The organism is Streptomyces sp. NBC_01537 (genome assembly GCF_045040445.1).
GTDB lineage: Bacteria > Actinomycetota > Actinomycetes > Streptomycetales > Streptomycetaceae > Actinacidiphila.
This window is the reverse complement of the sequence record NZ_CP109392.1, coordinates 9,290,284-9,307,149: the sequence shown is the minus strand read 5'-3', so window position 1 is coordinate 9,307,149 and position 16,866 is coordinate 9,290,284. Positions and strand designations below refer to the sequence as shown.

Here is a 16,866-nt window from a genome sequence, read left to right as displayed (position 1 = left end):
CTTTCGACATCCGGTCGGTCAGGGCGACGCAGGGGCGGAGGTCAGCTTGCGGACCTCCACCACGATGGCGTCGAGAGGGGTGCCGGTCGGAAAGACCGCGGCGGCACCGGCGGCTTGCATACGGGGCACGTCTCCCAGCGGGATCGTGCCGCCGACGATGACGGCGATGTCGGCGGCGCCGGCGGCCCGCAGGCCCTCGACCGTGCGGGTGGTCAGGGCGAGATGCGCACCCGACAGGATGCTGAGCCCGACGACGGCGACGTCCTCCTGGACGGCGGTCGCCACGATGTCGTCGACCCGCTGGCGAATGCCGGTGAAGATGATCTCGAAGCCCGCGTCGCGCAGCCGGCGCGCGACGATCTTGGCCCCCCGGTCGTGGCCGTCCAGACCGGGCTTGGCGATCAGGATCCTGTTGCGCATCAGAACACCACCGGCTGCTGGAACTCGCCCCAGACGGCCTTGAGGGTGGTGACCATCTCCCCCACCGTGCAGTAGGCGTTGGCGCAGTCGATCAGAGGACCCATGAGGTTGTCGGTGCCTTCCGCCGCTCGGGCCAGGTCTGCCAGACGGGCTCGGACCGCCGCGTCGTCACGCTCGGCCTTCACCCTCGAAAGCCGCTTCAGCTGCCGTTCGCGGCCCTCGGCGTCCAGTTCGTAGGTGGCCAGCTCGGGGGCCGGCTCGTCGGACACGAATCGGTTGACGCCGACCACCGGACGCGTACCGTCCTCGACCTCCCCGTGGATCCGGTAGGCCTCGTCGGCGATGAGGCCCTGCAGGTAGCCGTCCTCGATCGCCCGGACCATGCCGCCGTGCCGGTCCAGGTCCTCCATGATCTCCACGATCCGCGCCTCGGTGGCGTCGGTGAGCGCCTCGACGAAGTACGAGCCGCCGAGCGGGTCGGCGACACGCGCGACGCCGGTCTCATGGGCCAGGATCTGCTGGGTGCGCAGGGCGAGCGTCGTGGACTCCTCGCTGGGCAGGGCGAAGGGCTCGTCCCAGGCGGCGGTGAACATCGACTGGACGCCGCCGAGCACCGAGGCCAGCGCCTCGTACGCCACCCGCACCGTGTTGTTCTGCGCCTGCGGGGCGTAGAGGGAGGCACCGCCGGCCACGCAGCCGAAGCGGAACATCGACGCCTTGTCGGTGGTCGCCCCGAACCGCTCGCGGACGATCGTGGCCCAACGCCTGCGCCCGGCCCGGTACTTGGCGATCTCCTCGAAGAAATCGCCGTGTGTGTAGAAGAAGAAGGAGATCTGCGGGGCGAACTGCTCGATCGTCATCCGGCCCCGGGAGAGCACGGTCTCGCAGTAGGTGACCCCGTCGGCGAGGGTGAAGGCCATCTCCTGTACGGCGTTGGCCCCGGCGTCGCGGAAGTGCGCGCCGGCCACCGAGATCGCGTTGAACTTCGGCACCTCGGCCGCGCAGAACTCGATGGTGTCGGCGATCAGCCGCAGGGACGGGTCCGGCGGCCAGATCCAGGTGCCGCGGGAGGCGTACTCCTTGAGGATGTCGTTCTGGATCGTGCCCGTGAGCTTCGCCCGGGGCACGCCCTTGCGCTCGGCGGCGGCGACGTAGAAGGCGAGCAGGATGGCGGCCGTGCCGTTGATGGTGAAGCTGGTGCTGATCCTGTCCAGCGGGATGTCCTCGAACAGGATCTCGGCGTCGGCCAGGGTGTCGACGGCGACGCCGACCCGGCCGACCTCCTCGCTCACCTCGGGGTCGTCGGAGTCGTAGCCGCACTGGGTGGGCAGGTCGAGGGCCACCGACAGGCCGGTGCCGCCCTGCTCCAGCAGGTAGCGGTAGCGGCGGTTGGACTCCTCGGCGGTGCCGAAGCCGGAGTACTGCCGGAAGGTCCACAGGCGGCCCCGGTAGCCGGAGGCGTAGTTGCCGCGCGTGAAGGGATAGCGGCCCGGTTCGGGCGGCTCGGCGGGCCGGTCCGCCGGTCCGTAGACCGGCTGGAGTGGAATGCCCGAGGAGGTGTGGGCGAAGTCATTCATGGACGGGTACGTCGCTTTCGTCTTCGTCGTGGACGAGCGTCATCGCAGCTGGTCCTTCATCACCTTGCCCGTGGCGTTCAGCGGCAGTTCGTCGAGGAACTCCACGGACCTGGGCACCTTGAAGCCGGCCATCCGCTCGCGGCTCCAGGCGATCAGCTCGTCCGCCGAGGCGGGGCCGCGGCGGACGACGAAGGCCTTGCCGACCTGTCCGAGCCGCTCGTCCGGGACCCCGATGACGGCGGCCTGGGCGACGGCCGGGTGCTGCAGCAGGAAGCCCTCGATCTCGGCCGGGTAGGCGTTGAAGCCGCCCACGATGAACATGTCCTTCTTGCGTCCGACGATCCGCAGATGCCCTCGCTCGTCGAGCGTCCCGAGGTCCCCGGTGTGCAGCCAGCCGTCCGCGTCGATCGCCTCGGCGGTCGCGGCCGGGTCGTCGAGGTAGCCCCGCATGACGCTGTAGCCGCGCACCAGCACCTCGCCGTCGTCCGCGATGCTCACCTCGACGCCGTCGCAGGGGGTGCCGACCGTCGTCGCGATGTCCTCGTAACTGTCGCCGGGGCGGGACGCCGTGGCCGTGCCCGCCTCGGTCAGCCCGTATCCCGTCATGATCGACCGGAAGGGCAGTTCGGTGGTGATCCGCCGGACCAGTTCGACCGGGATGTCGGCGGACCCGGTCACGGCCACCCGCAGGGAGGACAGGTCCCGGTCGCCGGGTGCCTCCAGCAGGGAGTGGTAGAGCGTGGGCGGGCCGGGCAGCACCGTCACCTTCTCGCGTTCGACCAGTTCGAGCACCCGGTCCACGTCGAAGACGGGTACGGGAAGGATGGTCGCGCCACGGATCAGGGACGCGATGCAGCCCGCCTTGTACCCGAAGATGTGGAAGAACGGGTTGACGATCAGGTAGCGGTCGCCCTCCCGCAGTCCGGCCAGGTCGCACCACTCGGCGTAGAGCCGGAGTGTCTGGGTGTGGGTCATCAGGACGCCCTTGGGCCGGCCGGTGGTCCCCGAGGTGAAGTTGATGTCGGAGATGTCCTCGCCGCTCACCTCGCGCTCGAACGGCGAGCCGCTCGCGAGGAAGTCCGACTTCAGGTCGATCACCGGGACACCGGCCGGAGCCGCGAAGTCCAGGCCGAGGAAGCCTCCCTCGACCAGGACGGCCTTGGCGCCGCTGCGGCGGATGATGTCGTGCGCCTCGTCCGCCTTGAAGCGGGTGTTGACCGGGACCAGCACCCCGCCGGCGGTGAGCAGGCCGAACGCCGCGATGATCCACTCGGCGGAGTTGGGCGCCCAGACCGCCACCCGGTCGCCCTTGCCGATCCCGGCGGACGCGAAGGCTCCCGCTGCCACGCGTACCCGGTCGGCCAGTTCGGCGAAGGTGATCCGGAGCGGGCCGTCCACCACGGCTTCGGCGTCACCGAAGCGGTCGGCCGCGCTCAGCACCATCTGCGGGATGGTTTCCCACTTCATCCGTCGATCAGCCTGGCGAGGTTGCCGCCCATGATCTTGGCCTGGTCCGCCTCGCTGAACTTCTTGAGAGCGTCGATGTAGGTGACCGGGTCGGCCAGTCCTTCGGGGTGCGGGTAGTCGGAGCCGAACAGGACCCGGTCGACGCCGACGATCTGCGACAGCTCGAACATGTCCTCTTCCCAGAAGGGGCTGATGTGGATCCGGTTCTTGACCTCTTCGACCGGGTCGCCGAGGAACCCCTTCGGCTGCTTCTTGTAGACGCTGGCCAGTTCGTCGAGCAGCGGCACCAGCCAGGCCGAGCCGTTCTCGATGACCGAGACCTTGAGCTCGGGGAAGCGGAAGAGCGCGCCGTGGCAGACCCATGAGGCCACCGCGTCGGTGACCGGCCGCCACTCCGCCATCATCCGGAAGACCTGGGCCTCGAAGGGCTTCATCTCGCTCCCGCTGCCCTCCCAGTCGTTGGCGTAGCGCGCGTAGCCGCTGTCGGAGGAGTGCATGGCCACCAGCACGCCGGCCGCTTCGACCTTCTTCCAGAAGGGATCGAACTCCGGGAGCGCGAAGGACCGCGAGCCGCCGAAGCCGGGCACCGGGGCGGGCCGGACCAGGATCGCGCGGGCGCCGCGCTCCAGGCACCAGTCCAGCTCGGCAATCGCCTTGTCCAGGATCGGCAGGCTGATCACCGGGGTGGTGTAGATGCGGTCCTTGTGGTTGAAGCCCCAGGTCTCGTACAGCCACTCGTTGAGCGCGTGGACGACCACGTGGATCAGGTGGGGATCGTCCCGCATCCGCTCCTCGATGAGGCTGGCCAGCGTCGGGAACATCAGGGCGCGCTGGATCCCCAGCTCGTTCATCAGCTCCAGGCGCGCGACCGGCTCCCGGAACGCCGGGATCGAGTCCATCGGCGCCCCGAAGAGCTCCCGGTGCGACTTGCCTTCGGGGTTGCCCTCGCGGAAGTACTGCTCCCAGGCCCCGGGCCGGGCCACCCTTTCGAAGGTGGGGTTGGGGATGTAGTCGCTGATCTGACCGCGTACCGCGATCTTCTTGCGGCCGTTCACCAGCGGGTACTGGATCACGCCCTCGTAGGCCTTGGGCAGGTACCTGGTGAGCGCGTCCTCGGTCTCGTACAGGTGGTTGTCCGCATCGAACAGCGGATACGGCAGGTCACGTGACGGCATGAGATCCTCCTTCGCTGAATAAGAGAACCTTATTCTCCGTCGTGGCGCACGGCAATGTCCTTACGGAGATGAAACTTCTGGATCTTGCCGCTCGCGGTGCGCGGGAACTCCTCGACGGCGTGCAGCTCCTCGGGCCACTTCTGCCGGGCCAGGCCCGCCTTCTCGAAGTGGGCGCGCATCTCGTCGAGGGTGGGCAGGGCATACCCGGACCTCAGCCGCACGACGGCCGCGGCATGTTCGCCCAGGCGGGCGTCGGGGGCCGCCACCACCGCGGCCTCGGCGACCTCCGGCATGGCGAGCAGCACCTCCTCGACCTCCACCGCGCTGATGTTCTCGCCGCCGCGGATGATGATGTCCGCCTTGCGGTCGGTGATCGTCAGATAGCCGTCCTCGTCGATCACCCCGATGTCGCCCGTGCGGTACCAGCCGTCCTCGTCGAACGCGGCCTCGGTCAGGGCCGGATCGGTGTAGCCGATGCACAGGTCCGGGCCCCGGCTGAGGATCTCGCCGTCCTCGTCCAGCCGGAACTCCACGCCCGGCAGGGCCTTCCCGTCGGTGTACAGCCGCTTGCGCTCGGGCGCGGTGTACAGGGAGCCGCTGACCGACGGGTGCTCGGTGCTTCCGTACGAGCGGAACGCCGTGATGCCCAGCTCCGCCAGCCGGGTCATGACCGACACCGGGACCGACGAGCCGCCCAGACCCGCGTACTTCATGTGGGCCAGATGCGCGGGCGTGAAGTCGGGATGGTCGAGCAGGCTCGTCATGTAGTACGCCGCACCGCCGCCCACCGTGAGCCCGTCGCTCGCCATCAGTGCCAGCGCCTGCCCCGGGTCCCAGGTGTCGGCGAGGTTGACCGGCGTACCGTCCAGCACCGGGATCAGGAAGGCGTTCACCATGCCGATGAAGTGACCGACGGGAGCGGCGGTGAGCTGCCGGCCCCGGTCGGGCGGGTAGAGCCCGGCGAGCTGGCGGGTCTCGAACCCGAGACTGCGATGGCTGTGGACCACGCCCTTGGGGTCGCGCGTGGTGCCCGAGGTGAAGGCGATCAGGGCGGGCCCCGCCGGGTCGGCGGCGAGCACGCCGGGCATGGGCTCGTCGGCGAGCAGCTCGTCGAAGTTCCTGTCGACCACGCCGACCACGGGCACGTCCGCGTACAGGTCCGGCTGGTGCTCCATCCGCCCGAACCGCTCGGCGGTGACGAAGACCCGCGGCCGGGTCGCACCCAGGATGTAGCCGACCTCCTTACGCCCGTAGAAGTGGACGATCGGCACCACGACCGCCCCCAGCAGCGCCGATGCCCAGAAGACCGCCGCGGCCTCGATCCAGTTGGGCAGCTGGAACGCGATGACGTCTCCGGGTCCGACCCCCCGGGCCCGCAGTCCGGCGGCCAGTCTGCGCGCGGCGTGCTCGACATCGCCGAAGGTCCCCTCCCAGGGCCGCACGGACGAGTGCACGCGGAAGGCGGTATCGGGAGCGGCTTCCAGGCCGCGCGCCAGCAGGTCGCCAAGCGTGTCCCGGGTCCACCAGCCCTCCGCCTCGTAGTGCTTGACCAGTTCGGCGGGGATCGTTCGCACGGTGAGTACTCCCTCCACTTGAGAGAATTGCACTCTCTCAGAGAGAGAAGGTAAATTCCATACATGGGACGAGACCACGGCTTCCACCCGGTCCGGATCACCCGGATCATCCAGGAGACGGCCGACACGCGAACGTACGTACTCGACGCGCCCTACTCCTACCGGGCCGGGCAGTTCGTGACCATCAAGGCCTGCGGAGCCATGCGCAGCTACTCGATGTCCAGTTCGCCGGCCACCGACACCGAACTGATGACGACCGTGAAACGGGTCCCGGGCGGCCTGGTCTCCAACTGGATGCACGACCATCTTCAGCCCGGCGACGTCGTCGAGACCACCCTTCCCGCCGGGATCTTCTGCCTGCGCGAGACCGCCGCGCCCCTGGTGGCCTTCTGCGGAGGCAGCGGCATCACGCCGATCCTGTCACTGGCGAAGACCGCACTGGCCACGACGGACCGGCGGGTCCGGATGCTGACGGCCAACCGGGACGCCGACTCGGTCATCTTCGAAGCCGCGCTGGACGAGCTGACCCGGCGCTATCCGGACCGCTTCGACAACCACCACCACCTGGACACCCGGAACGGTTTCGTCACCGACCGGCAGGTGTGGGACTTCGCCGGGGGCGACCGGGACGCCGACTTCTACATCTGCGGGCCCACGCCCTTCATGGACCTGACCGAGCGGGCCCTGCTCGACCACGGCGTGGACCCCGGGCGGATCCTGATCGAGCGCTTCGGGAGCCAGCCCGAGGCCCCCGCCGCCGACCAGCCCGTGACCGGCCAGGGCGAGACCGGGGGCACGGTCGCCATCGTGCTGTCCGGCAAGCGGCACACCGTCCCGCAGCACTCCGGCGAGACCCTGCTGGAGAGCGCCCGACGGGCCGGTCTGGCCCCGCCCTTCTCCTGCGAGTCCGGCAACTGCGCCACCTGCATCGCCCAGGTCACCGAGGGCGAGGCGAAGATGCGGGTCAACAACGCACTGGAGGACGACGAGATCGCCGACGGCTGGGTCCTCACCTGCCAGGGCGAGCCGGTGACCCCGCACGTCACCGTCGTCTACGAGGACTGAGCCGGGCGCGGCGGTATGGACTGCGCCACCCTGTTACGAATATGCTACTTACCAAATACGAGAATGCGGATCTCCCATTTGGAGAAGCATGGACGTCGATCTTGAGCTCGATGAAGGCCTGGCGGTCATCACCATCGACCGTCCGGAGGCCCGCAACGCCATCGCGCCGGCCACCATGGACGAGCTGGACAAGGTCCTCGACGCCGCGGCCGACGCCCGGGCCCTGGTCATCAGGGGCGCGGGCGACCGGGCGTTCGTGTCGGGCGGCGACCTCAAGGAACTGGCAAAGATCCGCACCGAGGACGAAGCCGTCGCCATGGCCCTGCGGATGCGCGGGATCTGCGACCGGCTGGCCGCCTTCCCCGGCCCGGTGATCGCCGCCCTGAACGGCCACGCCCTCGGCGGCGGGGCCGAGGTCGCGGTGGCCGCCGACATCCGGGTGGCCGCCGACGACATCAGGATCGGCTTCAACCAGACGGCCCTGGCGATCATGCCCGCGTGGGGCGGCGCCGAGCGGCTCGCCGCGCTGGTCGGCAGGGGCCGGGCGCTCATGCTCGCCGGCGCCGGGACCCTGCTCGGCGCCGACGAGGCCCAGCGCCTCGGGCTGGTCGACCGGGTGCTGCCGCGGGCCGAGTTCGAGCAGGGCTGGCGCGCCCTGGCCAGGTCGCTGGCCACGCGTCCGGCACAGGAGATCAAGCAGGTCATGTCGGGAGCCGTACCGGCGCAGGAGGCGGCTCGCGCCTTCGCGCGCCTGTGGGTGGCCGACGAGCACTGGCAGGCAGCGGAAAGGGTGATGTCCCGTGGCAAATGAGATCCGGGTGGATTCCAGCCCCGTCGGTCCGGTCGTACGTCCGCCGGACCCGACCGAGTCGGTCATCCTGTACCTGCACGGCGACCGGCAGCTCTCCGGCTCCCCCGAGGCGGCGCTCGGCCAGGCCGAACGCCTCGCCCTGCGAACGGGATCCGTGGTCGTCTGCTCCCGGTACCGCTCCGCCTTCCCGGCCGCGCTGGACGACGTCCACGCCGCGTACGGCTACTGGCAGGCCGGTGGCCCGGTGGCGCTGGCGGGCAACCGGCTTGGAGCCGGGCTCGCGGCCGCGCTGCTCGTCCGGCTGCGGGACATGGGGGCCGAGCCGCCGCACTGCGCGGTGCTGATCTCGGCGCTGCTCGACCTGACCATGGACGCGCCGAGCCTCATGCTCAACGCGAGGGCCGATCCCACCTTCGACGTCGCCGAACTCCGGCGCCGCGCCGAGCGCTACGCCGCCGGCACCGCGCCGACCAACCCGCTGCTGAGCCCGCTCCACGCCAACCTGCACGGACTGCCGCCGATCCAGCTCCTGGTGGCGGGCTCCGATCCGCTGCTCGACGACTCGCTGGCGTTCGCCGCCCGCGCGGCCCGGTCCGGCGTCACGGTGGACCTGCGCGTGCAGCCGGACGCGGCGAGCCTGCGCGCCGGGACGATCACGGCCGTGGCCGACTTCATACAGGCGTGGACCCCAGCAGCACGGACAGCACATCCCGCATGATCTCGGGGTGGTCGCTCTGGTCGGGGTCGAGCAGCCACTGCTGCTCCATCCCCTCCAGCATCGCCACGCAGGCCAGCGCGGCGGCCCGCGGTGTCAGGCCGCTGGGCAGGCGGTCGCCGTAGCGATCGGTGAGCAGCTCCTCCGCGTGCTCCAGCGCCATCTCGTAGTGGTCGTGGAAGTACCGCTGGGCCGCGCCCTCCCCGGCGAGCATCTCGGCCATCAGCACGCTGTGGACCTTGGCCAGGCCGGGATTGCGATGCCCGTAGGCGACCACCTCGGCGACCTGGCTCGGCAGGTCCTTGTCCGCGTGGTCGAGCGCCAGATGCCTGCGGTTGAGCTCCTCCCTGAGCCGCAGGACCGCGAGGAGCAGTTCCTTCTTGCTCCGGAAGTAATGCAGCAGTCCCTGCCTGGTCAGCCCTGCCCGCTCGGCAACCGCGTCGAGCGAGGTCCCCTTGTAGCCGCGCTCGGCGAACACTTCCAGAGCCGCGGCCAGGATTTCCTCGCGCCGGTCCGCCACCATTCGGCACTCCTCCCGACACAGACAGTACCGACGTAACACTACGTTCACCGTGGCGGCGGTACGAGCATCCTGACAGAGCCGTGACCGGACCGGGGCGAGTTCTTCTCAAACCGCCGGCGGCTGCTGCTGATGCGCGGAGGCGAAGGCACGCAGCTCCCGGGCCGGGTCGGGGCCGGACGGCGTGTAGATGATCTCGCGGAAGCCGGCCCCGGCGAACCGGGAGAGCTGCCTGCCGACCCGGGCCGCGTCGCCGACCAGGGTCTTCACGTCGATGTGCTCAAGGAGCCGGCGGTCGCGGTCGGGGAGGTGGGTGACGTGGCCTTCGAAGGTCAGCAGATGGCGTTCGCCCTCGGGGGCGCGTGCCTCCAGGTCCTCCCGCCAGGCCCGGCCGCCGGGCATGGCGTCGACGGCCTCGGCACCGCCATGGGCGTACGCGTTGTGCCAGTCGACGACCCGCCAGGGTCCGACCGCCTGCCGGACCCGGTCCGACCCCGGGTCCTCGCCGGCGTCCAGCACCGTGCCGGACGCGATCATGGCGGCCGGAAGCGTGGGATGCGGGGGCCCGATGATCCCGTCGGCGACTTCGCCGGCCAGCGCGGCGCCCCGGGGGCCGAAGACGCTGATCCACAGGGGCACCTTGAGCGGCCGGGGCCCGGTCAGGCCGCTCGCGTGCAGCATCCGGGACGGCTTGCCGTCCACGCTCACCGTCTCCCCCGCCAGCAGCCCGCGCACCGCGGTGACGTAGTCGCCGAAGGCCTTCAGCGTCATGGGCCGCCGGCCCACCGCCAGGAGAGCGGTGAAGCCCGTGCCGAAGCACGCCCGGAACCGTCCCCCGGAGATCCGGTCGACCGTGGCGATCCCGGACGCCATGGCCATCACCGACCGCTGGCCGGGGACCAGGACGGCGCTGCCGAGGCCGATGGCGGTCGTCCGCCGCGCGGCGAGGGCAAGGTGGACGAAGGGGTCCTCCCACAGGGGGGCCGAGTCGAAGACCCACGCCCGCGCGTAGCCGAGCTCCTCGGCCAGCACGACCAGGTCGGCGAAGTCCGGGCCCGGCGGGAACCCGCAGGACAGCTCGAAGAAGCCGGTCACCCCGGTGCTCATCCCGCCGGGGGCAGCTCGAAGCCGGGGACGATCACGGCGTTGGTGTCGGCCGCCGCGTGCCGCAGCGGCTTCGCCTTCCCGTACTCGGCCGACTCGTACCAGGCGCGGGCCGCCTCCACCGATGCGAACTCCAGGATGACGGTCCGGTCGCCGTGCCACTCCCCCTCGACGACCTCGGGCTGTGTCACCGCCAGGACGGAGGCGCCGCTCTGAGCGATCGTCGGTCCGGCTGCTCGCATGTAGGCGTCCATGCCCGACGGGTCCTTGATGACCTCGGTCAGGATGACGTATCCCTTCGGCATCGGCTCTCCTTCGGTGGGTGTCGGTCGGCTCACGGTGATGGCGTGCTCGCCGCAGCCGGGACCGACTGGGGCTGCGGCTGTGGGCGCCAGAACAGCCCGAGCAGACCCGCGGTGGCCGCGACGGCCACGCCGAGGGCGATACCGCCGCCGGCCCAGCCGGTCACGTCGATGCCGCTCGCGTTGTCCACGGAGAAGCGCCCGGGGCCCAGCACGGCCAGCGCCAGGCAGACCACGGACAGCACGAGGACGTACTCGTAACCGTCCTTGAAGACGAAGAAGCCGTTGGTCCGGTGTGCGAGGATGCCCGCGACCAGCATCACCGAGATGACCGCCGCGCAGGCCAGCGGGGTCAGCAGCCCGGCCAGCAGCAGTGCGCCCGCGCCCACTTCGGTGCCCACGCTCATCCAGGCCTGGAGCCGGCCGTGCCGCAGGCCGAGGCCGGTGAACCAGCCGGCGGTGCCCTCGATGCGGCCGCCGCCCCGCCAGTGGTTGAGCCCGTGCGCGATCATGGTGATGCCCAGAATCGCTCGTACGAGCAGCAGCGCGACAGCGTCTGCGTCGGTCATATCGCCCTCCCGCGGGCCAGTAGGCATTCCTCGACGAACGACAGGACCTTCAGGTGGTACGCCAGGGCCGACAGCCCGAGGCTCAGGTTGTGGCCGCCGTCCTTCTGTTCCTCGACGACGACCCGGGGGGAGCCGGTGAACAGGGTCGCGAGATCGGCCAGCGCCTCGGGACCGGACCGCCACACCTTCTCGTGATCGCCGAGGGTGAAGTGCACGGGGATCCGTACCCGGGCGGCGTGCTGTGGGAATTCGGGCGCCCAGGTCCGCGCCAGCACGCCCTCGTAGGGCGGGCCGGGAGACAGGATGCGGTAGCCGCCGACGACATCGGCCGGGTAGAGCCAGGTCGGCTCCCACAGCAGCTCGCGCAGGCTGCGGCCGGCCGGCCTCGGCACCGACCTGTCCTGCCGCCACTGCGACATGGTCTCCAGCGCGCCGTCATGGTGCTGCCGTCCGGTCCCGGAGAGTTCCACGCCCAGCAGGCCCGTCCCGCGCTCGTCGCAGGCCATCCGGACCGCCAGTTCGCAGCCGATCGAATGCGCCAGCAGGAACACTCCGGCGCCTCGCGGACGCGACGCCAGCAGCCGGTCCACAGCCGCGTACGCGAGGTCGACCCGCCGCTGGGGATGGGCCATCTCCTCCCCGTGACCGGCGGAGTCGCCGTATCCGGGACGGTCGAGGGCGATGACGGTGTAGCCGAGGGCCGCGCCGGTCCACAGCAGGGACTGCCGGGGCCGGTCGGGATAGTGGTAGTACTGCGAGGTCACCGCCCCGCCGTGCAGGGCCACGATGACGGCGCGCGGCTGCGGCGCTTCCCGTACCAGCGCCGACATCGGGATGCCGTCGACCTCGACGACGACGCGGGACACACCGGTGCCGTCCTCGGTCAGCACGGCGAGATCGGGTTCGCTGGAGGTCAATGGTCCGCCTTGAGTAGGATCACGCCGCTCGTGGCGAGACCGCCGGTGCTGGCCACGGCGACCCGTGCGCCCGGCACCTGCCTCGGCCCGCCCTCGCCGCGCAGTTGGACGACCGCCTCGTGGATCAGCCCCATGCCGTGGGTGCGGCCGTGGGAGAGCTGGCCGCCGTGGGTGTTCAGCGGGAGCAGTCCGTCCCGGGCGATGTTCTTGCCGCCGTCGAGGAAGTCCTTGGCCTCGCCGATTCCGCAGAAGCCCAGCGCCTCGATCCAGGACAGGCAGTTGAAGGTGAAGCCGTCGTAGAGCTGGGCCACGTCGACGTCGGAGGGACGCATCGACGTACGCGACCAGAGGTGGGCGGACTGGCCGAGGACCTGCGGTTCGTGGGTCAGGGTGCTCTGGTCCCACTCGATGCGCTCGATGACCTGGGTGCCGACGGCCTCGACCAGGACGGGCGGCTTGGCCAGGTCCCGGGCCGCGTCCACGGCCGACACGATCACCGCGACGGCTCCGTCGCAGGGGACGTCGCAGTCGTAGAGCCCGAACGGCGTGGTGACCGTCCTGGCCTGGAGGTAGTCGTCCATCGTCATCGGATCGCGGTAGACCGCCGTCGGGTTGAGGGCGGCGTTGGCCCGCTGGTTCAGCGCGATCCAGCCGAGCGTCTCGCGGGTGCTGCCGTAGAGCTGGAAGTGCCGCTGGGCGTTCATGGCCAGGGTGTGCGCCGCCGAGATCGCCCCGAAGGGCTTGAGCCAGCCGGCGTCCCCGGAGCCGCCGACCGGGCTGAGCTTGCCGCGCTTGATCAGTTCGCCCTGCGTGGCCTCCCAGACAGTGCGGAAACACAGCACGTGCCGGGCCAGCCCGCCGGCGACCGCGAGCATCGCCGCGATCAGCGAGCCGCCCGGCCCGAAGGTCTCGCCGCCGCCGTTGTACCAGGTGGGCCGCAGGCCCAGGGCCGCCTCCAGGGCGTTCACTCCCCCTTCGGAGAACCCGCCGAACGCCCCTGCGCCCGGATACGTCGCCAGGCCGTCGATGTCGCCGAGGGTCAGGCCGGCGTCGGCGACCGCCCGTTCGCAGGCCTGGACGGTCAGCGACAGCGGGTTGACCATCAGCCGGCGTCCGATCTCCGACATCCCGATGCCGCTGAGCGCGACCTTGTCCTCGAATTTCTCCGTCGTGGCCATCGGGCGTACGTGATGCCGCATCCGCTCCGGCGCCACCTCGTCCGACGGGATCGGAGCAGGTGCGGGCTGCTCCGCCGCCGGGCGGAACAGCGGCAGCCACACCTCCCCGTGCCGCTCGAAGACGACCTCCATGCGCATGCCCAGTTCGAGCTGCCCGGGGTCGCACTCGACCGCGGTGGTCGTGAGCCGGACCCGGGGGTCCTCCTCAATGGCGACCTGGGCGACGACGTAGGGCGCGGGCAGTCCGGGCATGCTGAACCGGTGGTTGACGGTGAACCCGATCAGCGTGGCGAATCCGGAGACGGCCCGTATGCCGGACTCGTGCGCCCGGCAGTACCGGCATACGGGCTGGGGCGGATGGATGAGAGCCGCGCAGGACCCGCACTCCTGGAAGCGCAACCGGCCATCCGCCCCGGATGTCCAGAAGAACTCGTTCTGCTCCGTGAGCTGCGGCAGGGGGCGTCCCGACGGTTCGGACAACTTTCTCTCCTCGATCGGTTCTCCGCGATCAGTGATCGATCTTCGCCTTGTCCTTCCGGACCGTGACGGGCTCGGCGAGCCGCTGTTCGTCACAGACCTTCTGGAGGGTCTCCAGGGTCTCGTCGAGCCCGGGCCCGAGCCGGCGGCCCGGGGTGAAGGTCGCCGGAAGGTGACGCATGCCCTGGATGACGCCGATCGTCTCGTAGTGCTCGGCGCCCTCGGGGTCGCAGCGGTAGTCCGGCATCCGGTCGAGCACCTGGACGACCATCCGCTTGAACACCGTGCGCGCGACGTTGGAGCCGATGCAGCGGTGGATGCCCAGCCCGAAGCTGGTGTGCCGGTTGCCCTTGCGTTCCATGTCGACGGTGTTGGGCTCGGGGAAGACCGACGGGTCCCGGTTGGCCATCGCCCAGGACAGCCACAGACGTTCGCCCTCCTTGAACTGGGTGCCGACGATCTCGCAGTCCTGGGAGATCGTGCGTCCGTCGCCGGGCGCGGGGGTGAAGTACCGCAGGAACTCCTCGGTCGCGGAGTCCAGCAGCGTGTCCCGCTCCCGGCTGAGACGGTCCCGGTCCCCCGGGTTCTCCGAGAGCCACTCCAGGGCGTGCGCGGTGAGCGCCGTGGTGGTGTCGAAGCCGCCGCCGATGAGCAGGGCCAGTACGCCCAGGAGCTCGTCGTCGGGCGGGGTCTTCCCGTTGATGTCGGCCCGTACGAGGGCGTCCACCAGACCGGGCCGGGGGTTCGCCCGGATCTCCGCGATCGTGGCGAACAGGTCCCGTCCCATGTTCTTCTGAAGCTCGGTGACACGCGCCTGGTCGGGCGAGTTCGGCGGCGTGTAGACCGAGGCGTGCGCCGGTTCGTTGTAGACGACCCACTTCTTGAGCTGGAGGCCCATCATGCCCATCGTGAGGACGGCCGGCACGATGTTGGCGAGATCGTCGACGAAGTCGATCCGCCCCTCCTCGATCTTCTCGTCGATGGAGGCGCGGACCACCTCGTCGATCAGCGGAATCCAGCGGCTGACGGCGGCCGGGGACAGGTACGGGTTGAGCGTCTGCCGGTAGTAGCGCTGTTCGGGCGGGTCCATCTCCAGGAAGCCGCCCCTGGAGGACTTCGCCCGGGGCGGCGCGGGGATGCTGATGCCCTCGTAGCCGCGCCGCTCGCCCTTCACATCGTGGTCGTTCGACAGGAACTCGGCGGACCGGGCGATCTCGAAGACCTCGCGCTGACCACTGGCGACCCAGTGGCCGTCATAGGTGTCCGACCAGGCGATGGGGCACTTGGACTGCAGCTCCTGGGTGACCGCCTCGAACTGGTGGCGGTACTCGGGAGTATGGCGGTCGAAGCGGATCCGGTCCTTTTTGCGATCGTCGTCGTTGACGACTTCGTCGGTGGTCATGCCGTTGCCTCCACGGGTCAGGAGATGGAGATCGCTCGTTCCGGACAGGACATGGCGGCCTCGGTGACGTCGTCCTCCTGATCCGCCGGAACGTCTTCGTTGATGACCGACGAGTGACCGTCGACCTCGCTGAGCTCGAATGTCGCCGGAGCCCGCATGGCGCAGAGCGTGTGGCCCTGGCAGCGCTCGGAGTCGACCTGCACCTTCACGATGTGTCCTTCCCGCCGCGTACGAGCGGCTACTTCAGATCCGCGATCGCCTTGCCGACATCGGCCAGGGTGAGCGGCTTGCCGTAGGAAGCCTTGAACTTGTAGGGGGTGAGGTTGCAGCGGTAGGCGCCGTCGTCCGGCTTGAAGTCGGCCACGGTCCAGCCCTTCGCCGTCGCCGTGACGACGTTGAAGCACTTGCGGGGCGAGGTGTTCGAGGAGAGGTCCGCCGGGGCCTGCAGTCCGCCGGCCGTCCACGCGGTCTGCTTCGCCGCGCTTTCGAGCACGCACTTGCGGGTCAGCTCGGTGCAGCTCCGGGCGGATTCGGCGAACAGCAGCCAGGCGGAGAACGCCTGCACCGCCGGCAGGGTGACCTGGGCGTCGGGCGCGTACTTGGCGTACAGGTCCACGACCTGCTTGGTCGCCGGGTTGTCCGCCGCCTCTTCCACCGGATAGACACCGGGCAGGGCCGCGTAGTTGTTCTGCGACGCGAGCGAGCCGGCGGCCAGCTGCAGGAAGGCGGGGCCGTAGGCGTTGCTGTTGGCGTCGATCCAGTCGGGCTTGTAGCCGATGCTGGTCAGCACCTGCTCCAGCTTGGCCAGTTCGCTGAAGGAGCCGTTGAAGATCAGGCCCTTGACCTTCTTGCTCTTGATCTTCTGAGCGTAGGGTGTCCAGTCGGACACGCCCGCAGCCGGGTACAGATCGTCGTAGGAGATCTTGGCACCCAGCCCGGCCAGTAGTTCCTTGCCCTGCGCGACGGTGGCCGTGATGGCCGGCGAGTCCCCGGAGATGATGCCGACGCTGCTCGCCGACGACGGGTACTTCTCCTTGGTCAGCCAGGTGTAGTAGCCCCCGTAGGCCGCGTAGCCGAGTGCGGGGCCCAGCGGATACGCCTGGAGGTCGGATCCGACGTTCGGTATCTGGACGACCTGGGCGGGGAAGTCCGGGAGCAGGCAGTTCAGCCTGGCCTTGGTGCCCAGGCTGTCCAGGGCGGAGCCGCCCCCGACGAGTGCGAAGTCCGTCTTGCAGGCCTCCAGCATCCGCTGGGCCACCTGGAAGAGCTTGCTGTCGTGGGTGACGGGGACGAGCTTGCGGCCGTTGATGCCGCCCGCGTCGTTGCACCAGGAGGTGAACACCTTGGCCGCGTTGACGAACTCCGGGTTCTTGGTGAATCCGAGGTCGGTGAAGACACCGACCTTGATCTCACCGGCGGTGACTCCGGTGCCGGTCACGGTCTTGGCGGTGCCGGCCCCGCAGACGTTCTTCAGGGTGCCGAAGTCGGCCTGGGAGGCCGAGGAAGCGGAGGCGGACGGACTACTGTCCGCGGTGGTGGCGGCGCGGCCGCTGCATCCGGCCAGGGCCAGGGCAGTCACGGCGATGAGCAAAC

General features: G+C 70.1%; 17 protein-coding genes. 3 read left to right on the top strand and 14 right to left on the bottom strand.

The window, feature by feature from the left end:
- Nucleotides 1-18: 18 nt before the first annotated feature.
- Genes OG607_RS42635 through OG607_RS42615 form a run of 5 tightly spaced genes read right to left on the bottom strand, consistent with a single transcriptional unit; the run spans nucleotide 19 to nucleotide 6,213 of the window.
- Complete coding sequence (locus OG607_RS42635) at nucleotides 19-420, bottom strand: cobalamin B12-binding domain-containing protein (RefSeq protein WP_405735362.1); 402 nt, start codon at nucleotides 418-420, stop codon at nucleotides 19-21.
- On the bottom strand, nucleotides 420-1,997 hold the full coding sequence (locus tag OG607_RS42630) for a methylmalonyl-CoA mutase family protein (protein WP_405735360.1): 1,578 nt from the start codon (nucleotides 1,995-1,997) through the stop codon (nucleotides 420-422). The genes OG607_RS42635 and OG607_RS42630 overlap by 1 nt, the downstream gene beginning before the upstream one ends.
- Before the next feature lie 39 nt (nucleotides 1,998-2,036).
- Complete coding sequence (locus OG607_RS42625) at nucleotides 2,037-3,464, bottom strand: FadD3 family acyl-CoA ligase (protein WP_405735358.1); 1,428 nt, start codon at nucleotides 3,462-3,464, stop codon at nucleotides 2,037-2,039.
- Nucleotides 3,461-4,639 carry an amidohydrolase family protein gene (locus OG607_RS42620; RefSeq protein WP_405735355.1) on the bottom strand — a complete coding sequence of 393 codons (1,179 nt, stop codon included), beginning with the start codon at nucleotides 4,637-4,639 and terminating at the stop codon, nucleotides 3,461-3,463. Before OG607_RS42620 ends, OG607_RS42625 begins: the two co-directional genes overlap by 4 nt.
- 29 nt (nucleotides 4,640-4,668) lie before the next feature.
- The gene (locus OG607_RS42615; protein ID WP_405735353.1) at nucleotides 4,669-6,213 is read right to left on the bottom strand and encodes an AMP-binding protein; all 1,545 of its coding nucleotides are present in this window, start codon (nucleotides 6,211-6,213) and stop codon (nucleotides 4,669-4,671) included.
- 63 nt (nucleotides 6,214-6,276) lie between these two features.
- Here OG607_RS42615 and OG607_RS42610 point away from each other — a divergent pair, with 63 nt between their 5' ends.
- The 3 genes from OG607_RS42610 (at nucleotide 6,277) to OG607_RS42600 (ending at nucleotide 8,807) form a co-directional block, all read left to right on the top strand.
- Nucleotides 6,277-7,278: a 2Fe-2S iron-sulfur cluster-binding protein gene (locus OG607_RS42610; RefSeq protein ID WP_405735351.1), complete on the top strand. Its 1,002-nt coding sequence runs from the start codon at nucleotides 6,277-6,279 to the stop codon at nucleotides 7,276-7,278.
- Between the two features lie 88 nt (nucleotides 7,279-7,366).
- Nucleotides 7,367-8,089: an enoyl-CoA hydratase/isomerase family protein gene (locus OG607_RS42605; RefSeq protein ID WP_405735349.1), complete on the top strand. Its 723-nt coding sequence runs from the start codon at nucleotides 7,367-7,369 to the stop codon at nucleotides 8,087-8,089.
- Nucleotides 8,079-8,807 carry an alpha/beta hydrolase fold domain-containing protein gene (locus tag OG607_RS42600; protein WP_405735347.1) on the top strand — a complete coding sequence of 243 codons (729 nt, stop codon included), beginning with the start codon at nucleotides 8,079-8,081 and terminating at the stop codon, nucleotides 8,805-8,807. Before OG607_RS42605 ends, OG607_RS42600 begins: the two co-directional genes overlap by 11 nt.
- Here the strand turns inward: OG607_RS42600 and OG607_RS42595 are convergent.
- The 9 genes from OG607_RS42595 to OG607_RS42555 all read right to left on the bottom strand — a co-directional run bounded on the left by OG607_RS42595 (nucleotide 8,761) and on the right by OG607_RS42555 (nucleotide 16,852).
- A complete protein-coding gene (locus OG607_RS42595; RefSeq protein ID WP_405735345.1) occupies nucleotides 8,761-9,327 on the bottom strand; it encodes a TetR/AcrR family transcriptional regulator in 567 nt (188 codons plus the stop codon). The genes OG607_RS42600 and OG607_RS42595 overlap by 47 nt on opposite strands.
- A 105-nt stretch (nucleotides 9,328-9,432) precedes the next feature.
- A complete protein-coding gene (locus tag OG607_RS42590; RefSeq protein ID WP_405735343.1) occupies nucleotides 9,433-10,431 on the bottom strand; it encodes an LLM class flavin-dependent oxidoreductase in 999 nt (332 codons plus the stop codon).
- Nucleotides 10,428-10,733, bottom strand: a complete 306-nt coding sequence (locus tag OG607_RS42585) for a DUF1330 domain-containing protein (RefSeq protein ID WP_405735341.1) — start codon at nucleotides 10,731-10,733, stop codon at nucleotides 10,428-10,430. Before OG607_RS42585 ends, OG607_RS42590 begins: the two co-directional genes overlap by 4 nt.
- 29 nt (nucleotides 10,734-10,762) lie before the next feature.
- Complete coding sequence (locus OG607_RS42580; RefSeq protein WP_405735338.1) at nucleotides 10,763-11,299, bottom strand: DoxX family protein; 537 nt, start codon at nucleotides 11,297-11,299, stop codon at nucleotides 10,763-10,765.
- A complete protein-coding gene (locus OG607_RS42575) occupies nucleotides 11,296-12,216 on the bottom strand; it encodes an alpha/beta hydrolase (protein WP_405735336.1) in 921 nt (306 codons plus the stop codon). Before OG607_RS42575 ends, OG607_RS42580 begins: the two co-directional genes overlap by 4 nt.
- A complete protein-coding gene (locus OG607_RS42570) occupies nucleotides 12,213-13,874 on the bottom strand; it encodes a thiolase C-terminal domain-containing protein (RefSeq protein WP_405735333.1) in 1,662 nt (553 codons plus the stop codon). The genes OG607_RS42575 and OG607_RS42570 overlap by 4 nt, the downstream gene beginning before the upstream one ends.
- A 28-nt stretch (nucleotides 13,875-13,902) precedes the next feature.
- Complete coding sequence (locus OG607_RS42565; protein WP_405735331.1) at nucleotides 13,903-15,273, bottom strand: cytochrome P450; 1,371 nt, start codon at nucleotides 15,271-15,273, stop codon at nucleotides 13,903-13,905.
- A gap of 17 nt (nucleotides 15,274-15,290) precedes the next feature.
- Nucleotides 15,291-15,482 carry a ferredoxin gene (locus OG607_RS42560; protein WP_405735329.1) on the bottom strand — a complete coding sequence of 64 codons (192 nt, stop codon included), beginning with the start codon at nucleotides 15,480-15,482 and terminating at the stop codon, nucleotides 15,291-15,293.
- Nucleotides 15,483-15,511: 29 nt separating this feature from the next.
- On the bottom strand, nucleotides 15,512-16,852 hold the full coding sequence (locus OG607_RS42555) for an ABC transporter substrate-binding protein (protein ID WP_405735327.1): 1,341 nt from the start codon (nucleotides 16,850-16,852) through the stop codon (nucleotides 15,512-15,514).
- Between the last annotated feature and the right edge of the window lie 14 nt (nucleotides 16,853-16,866).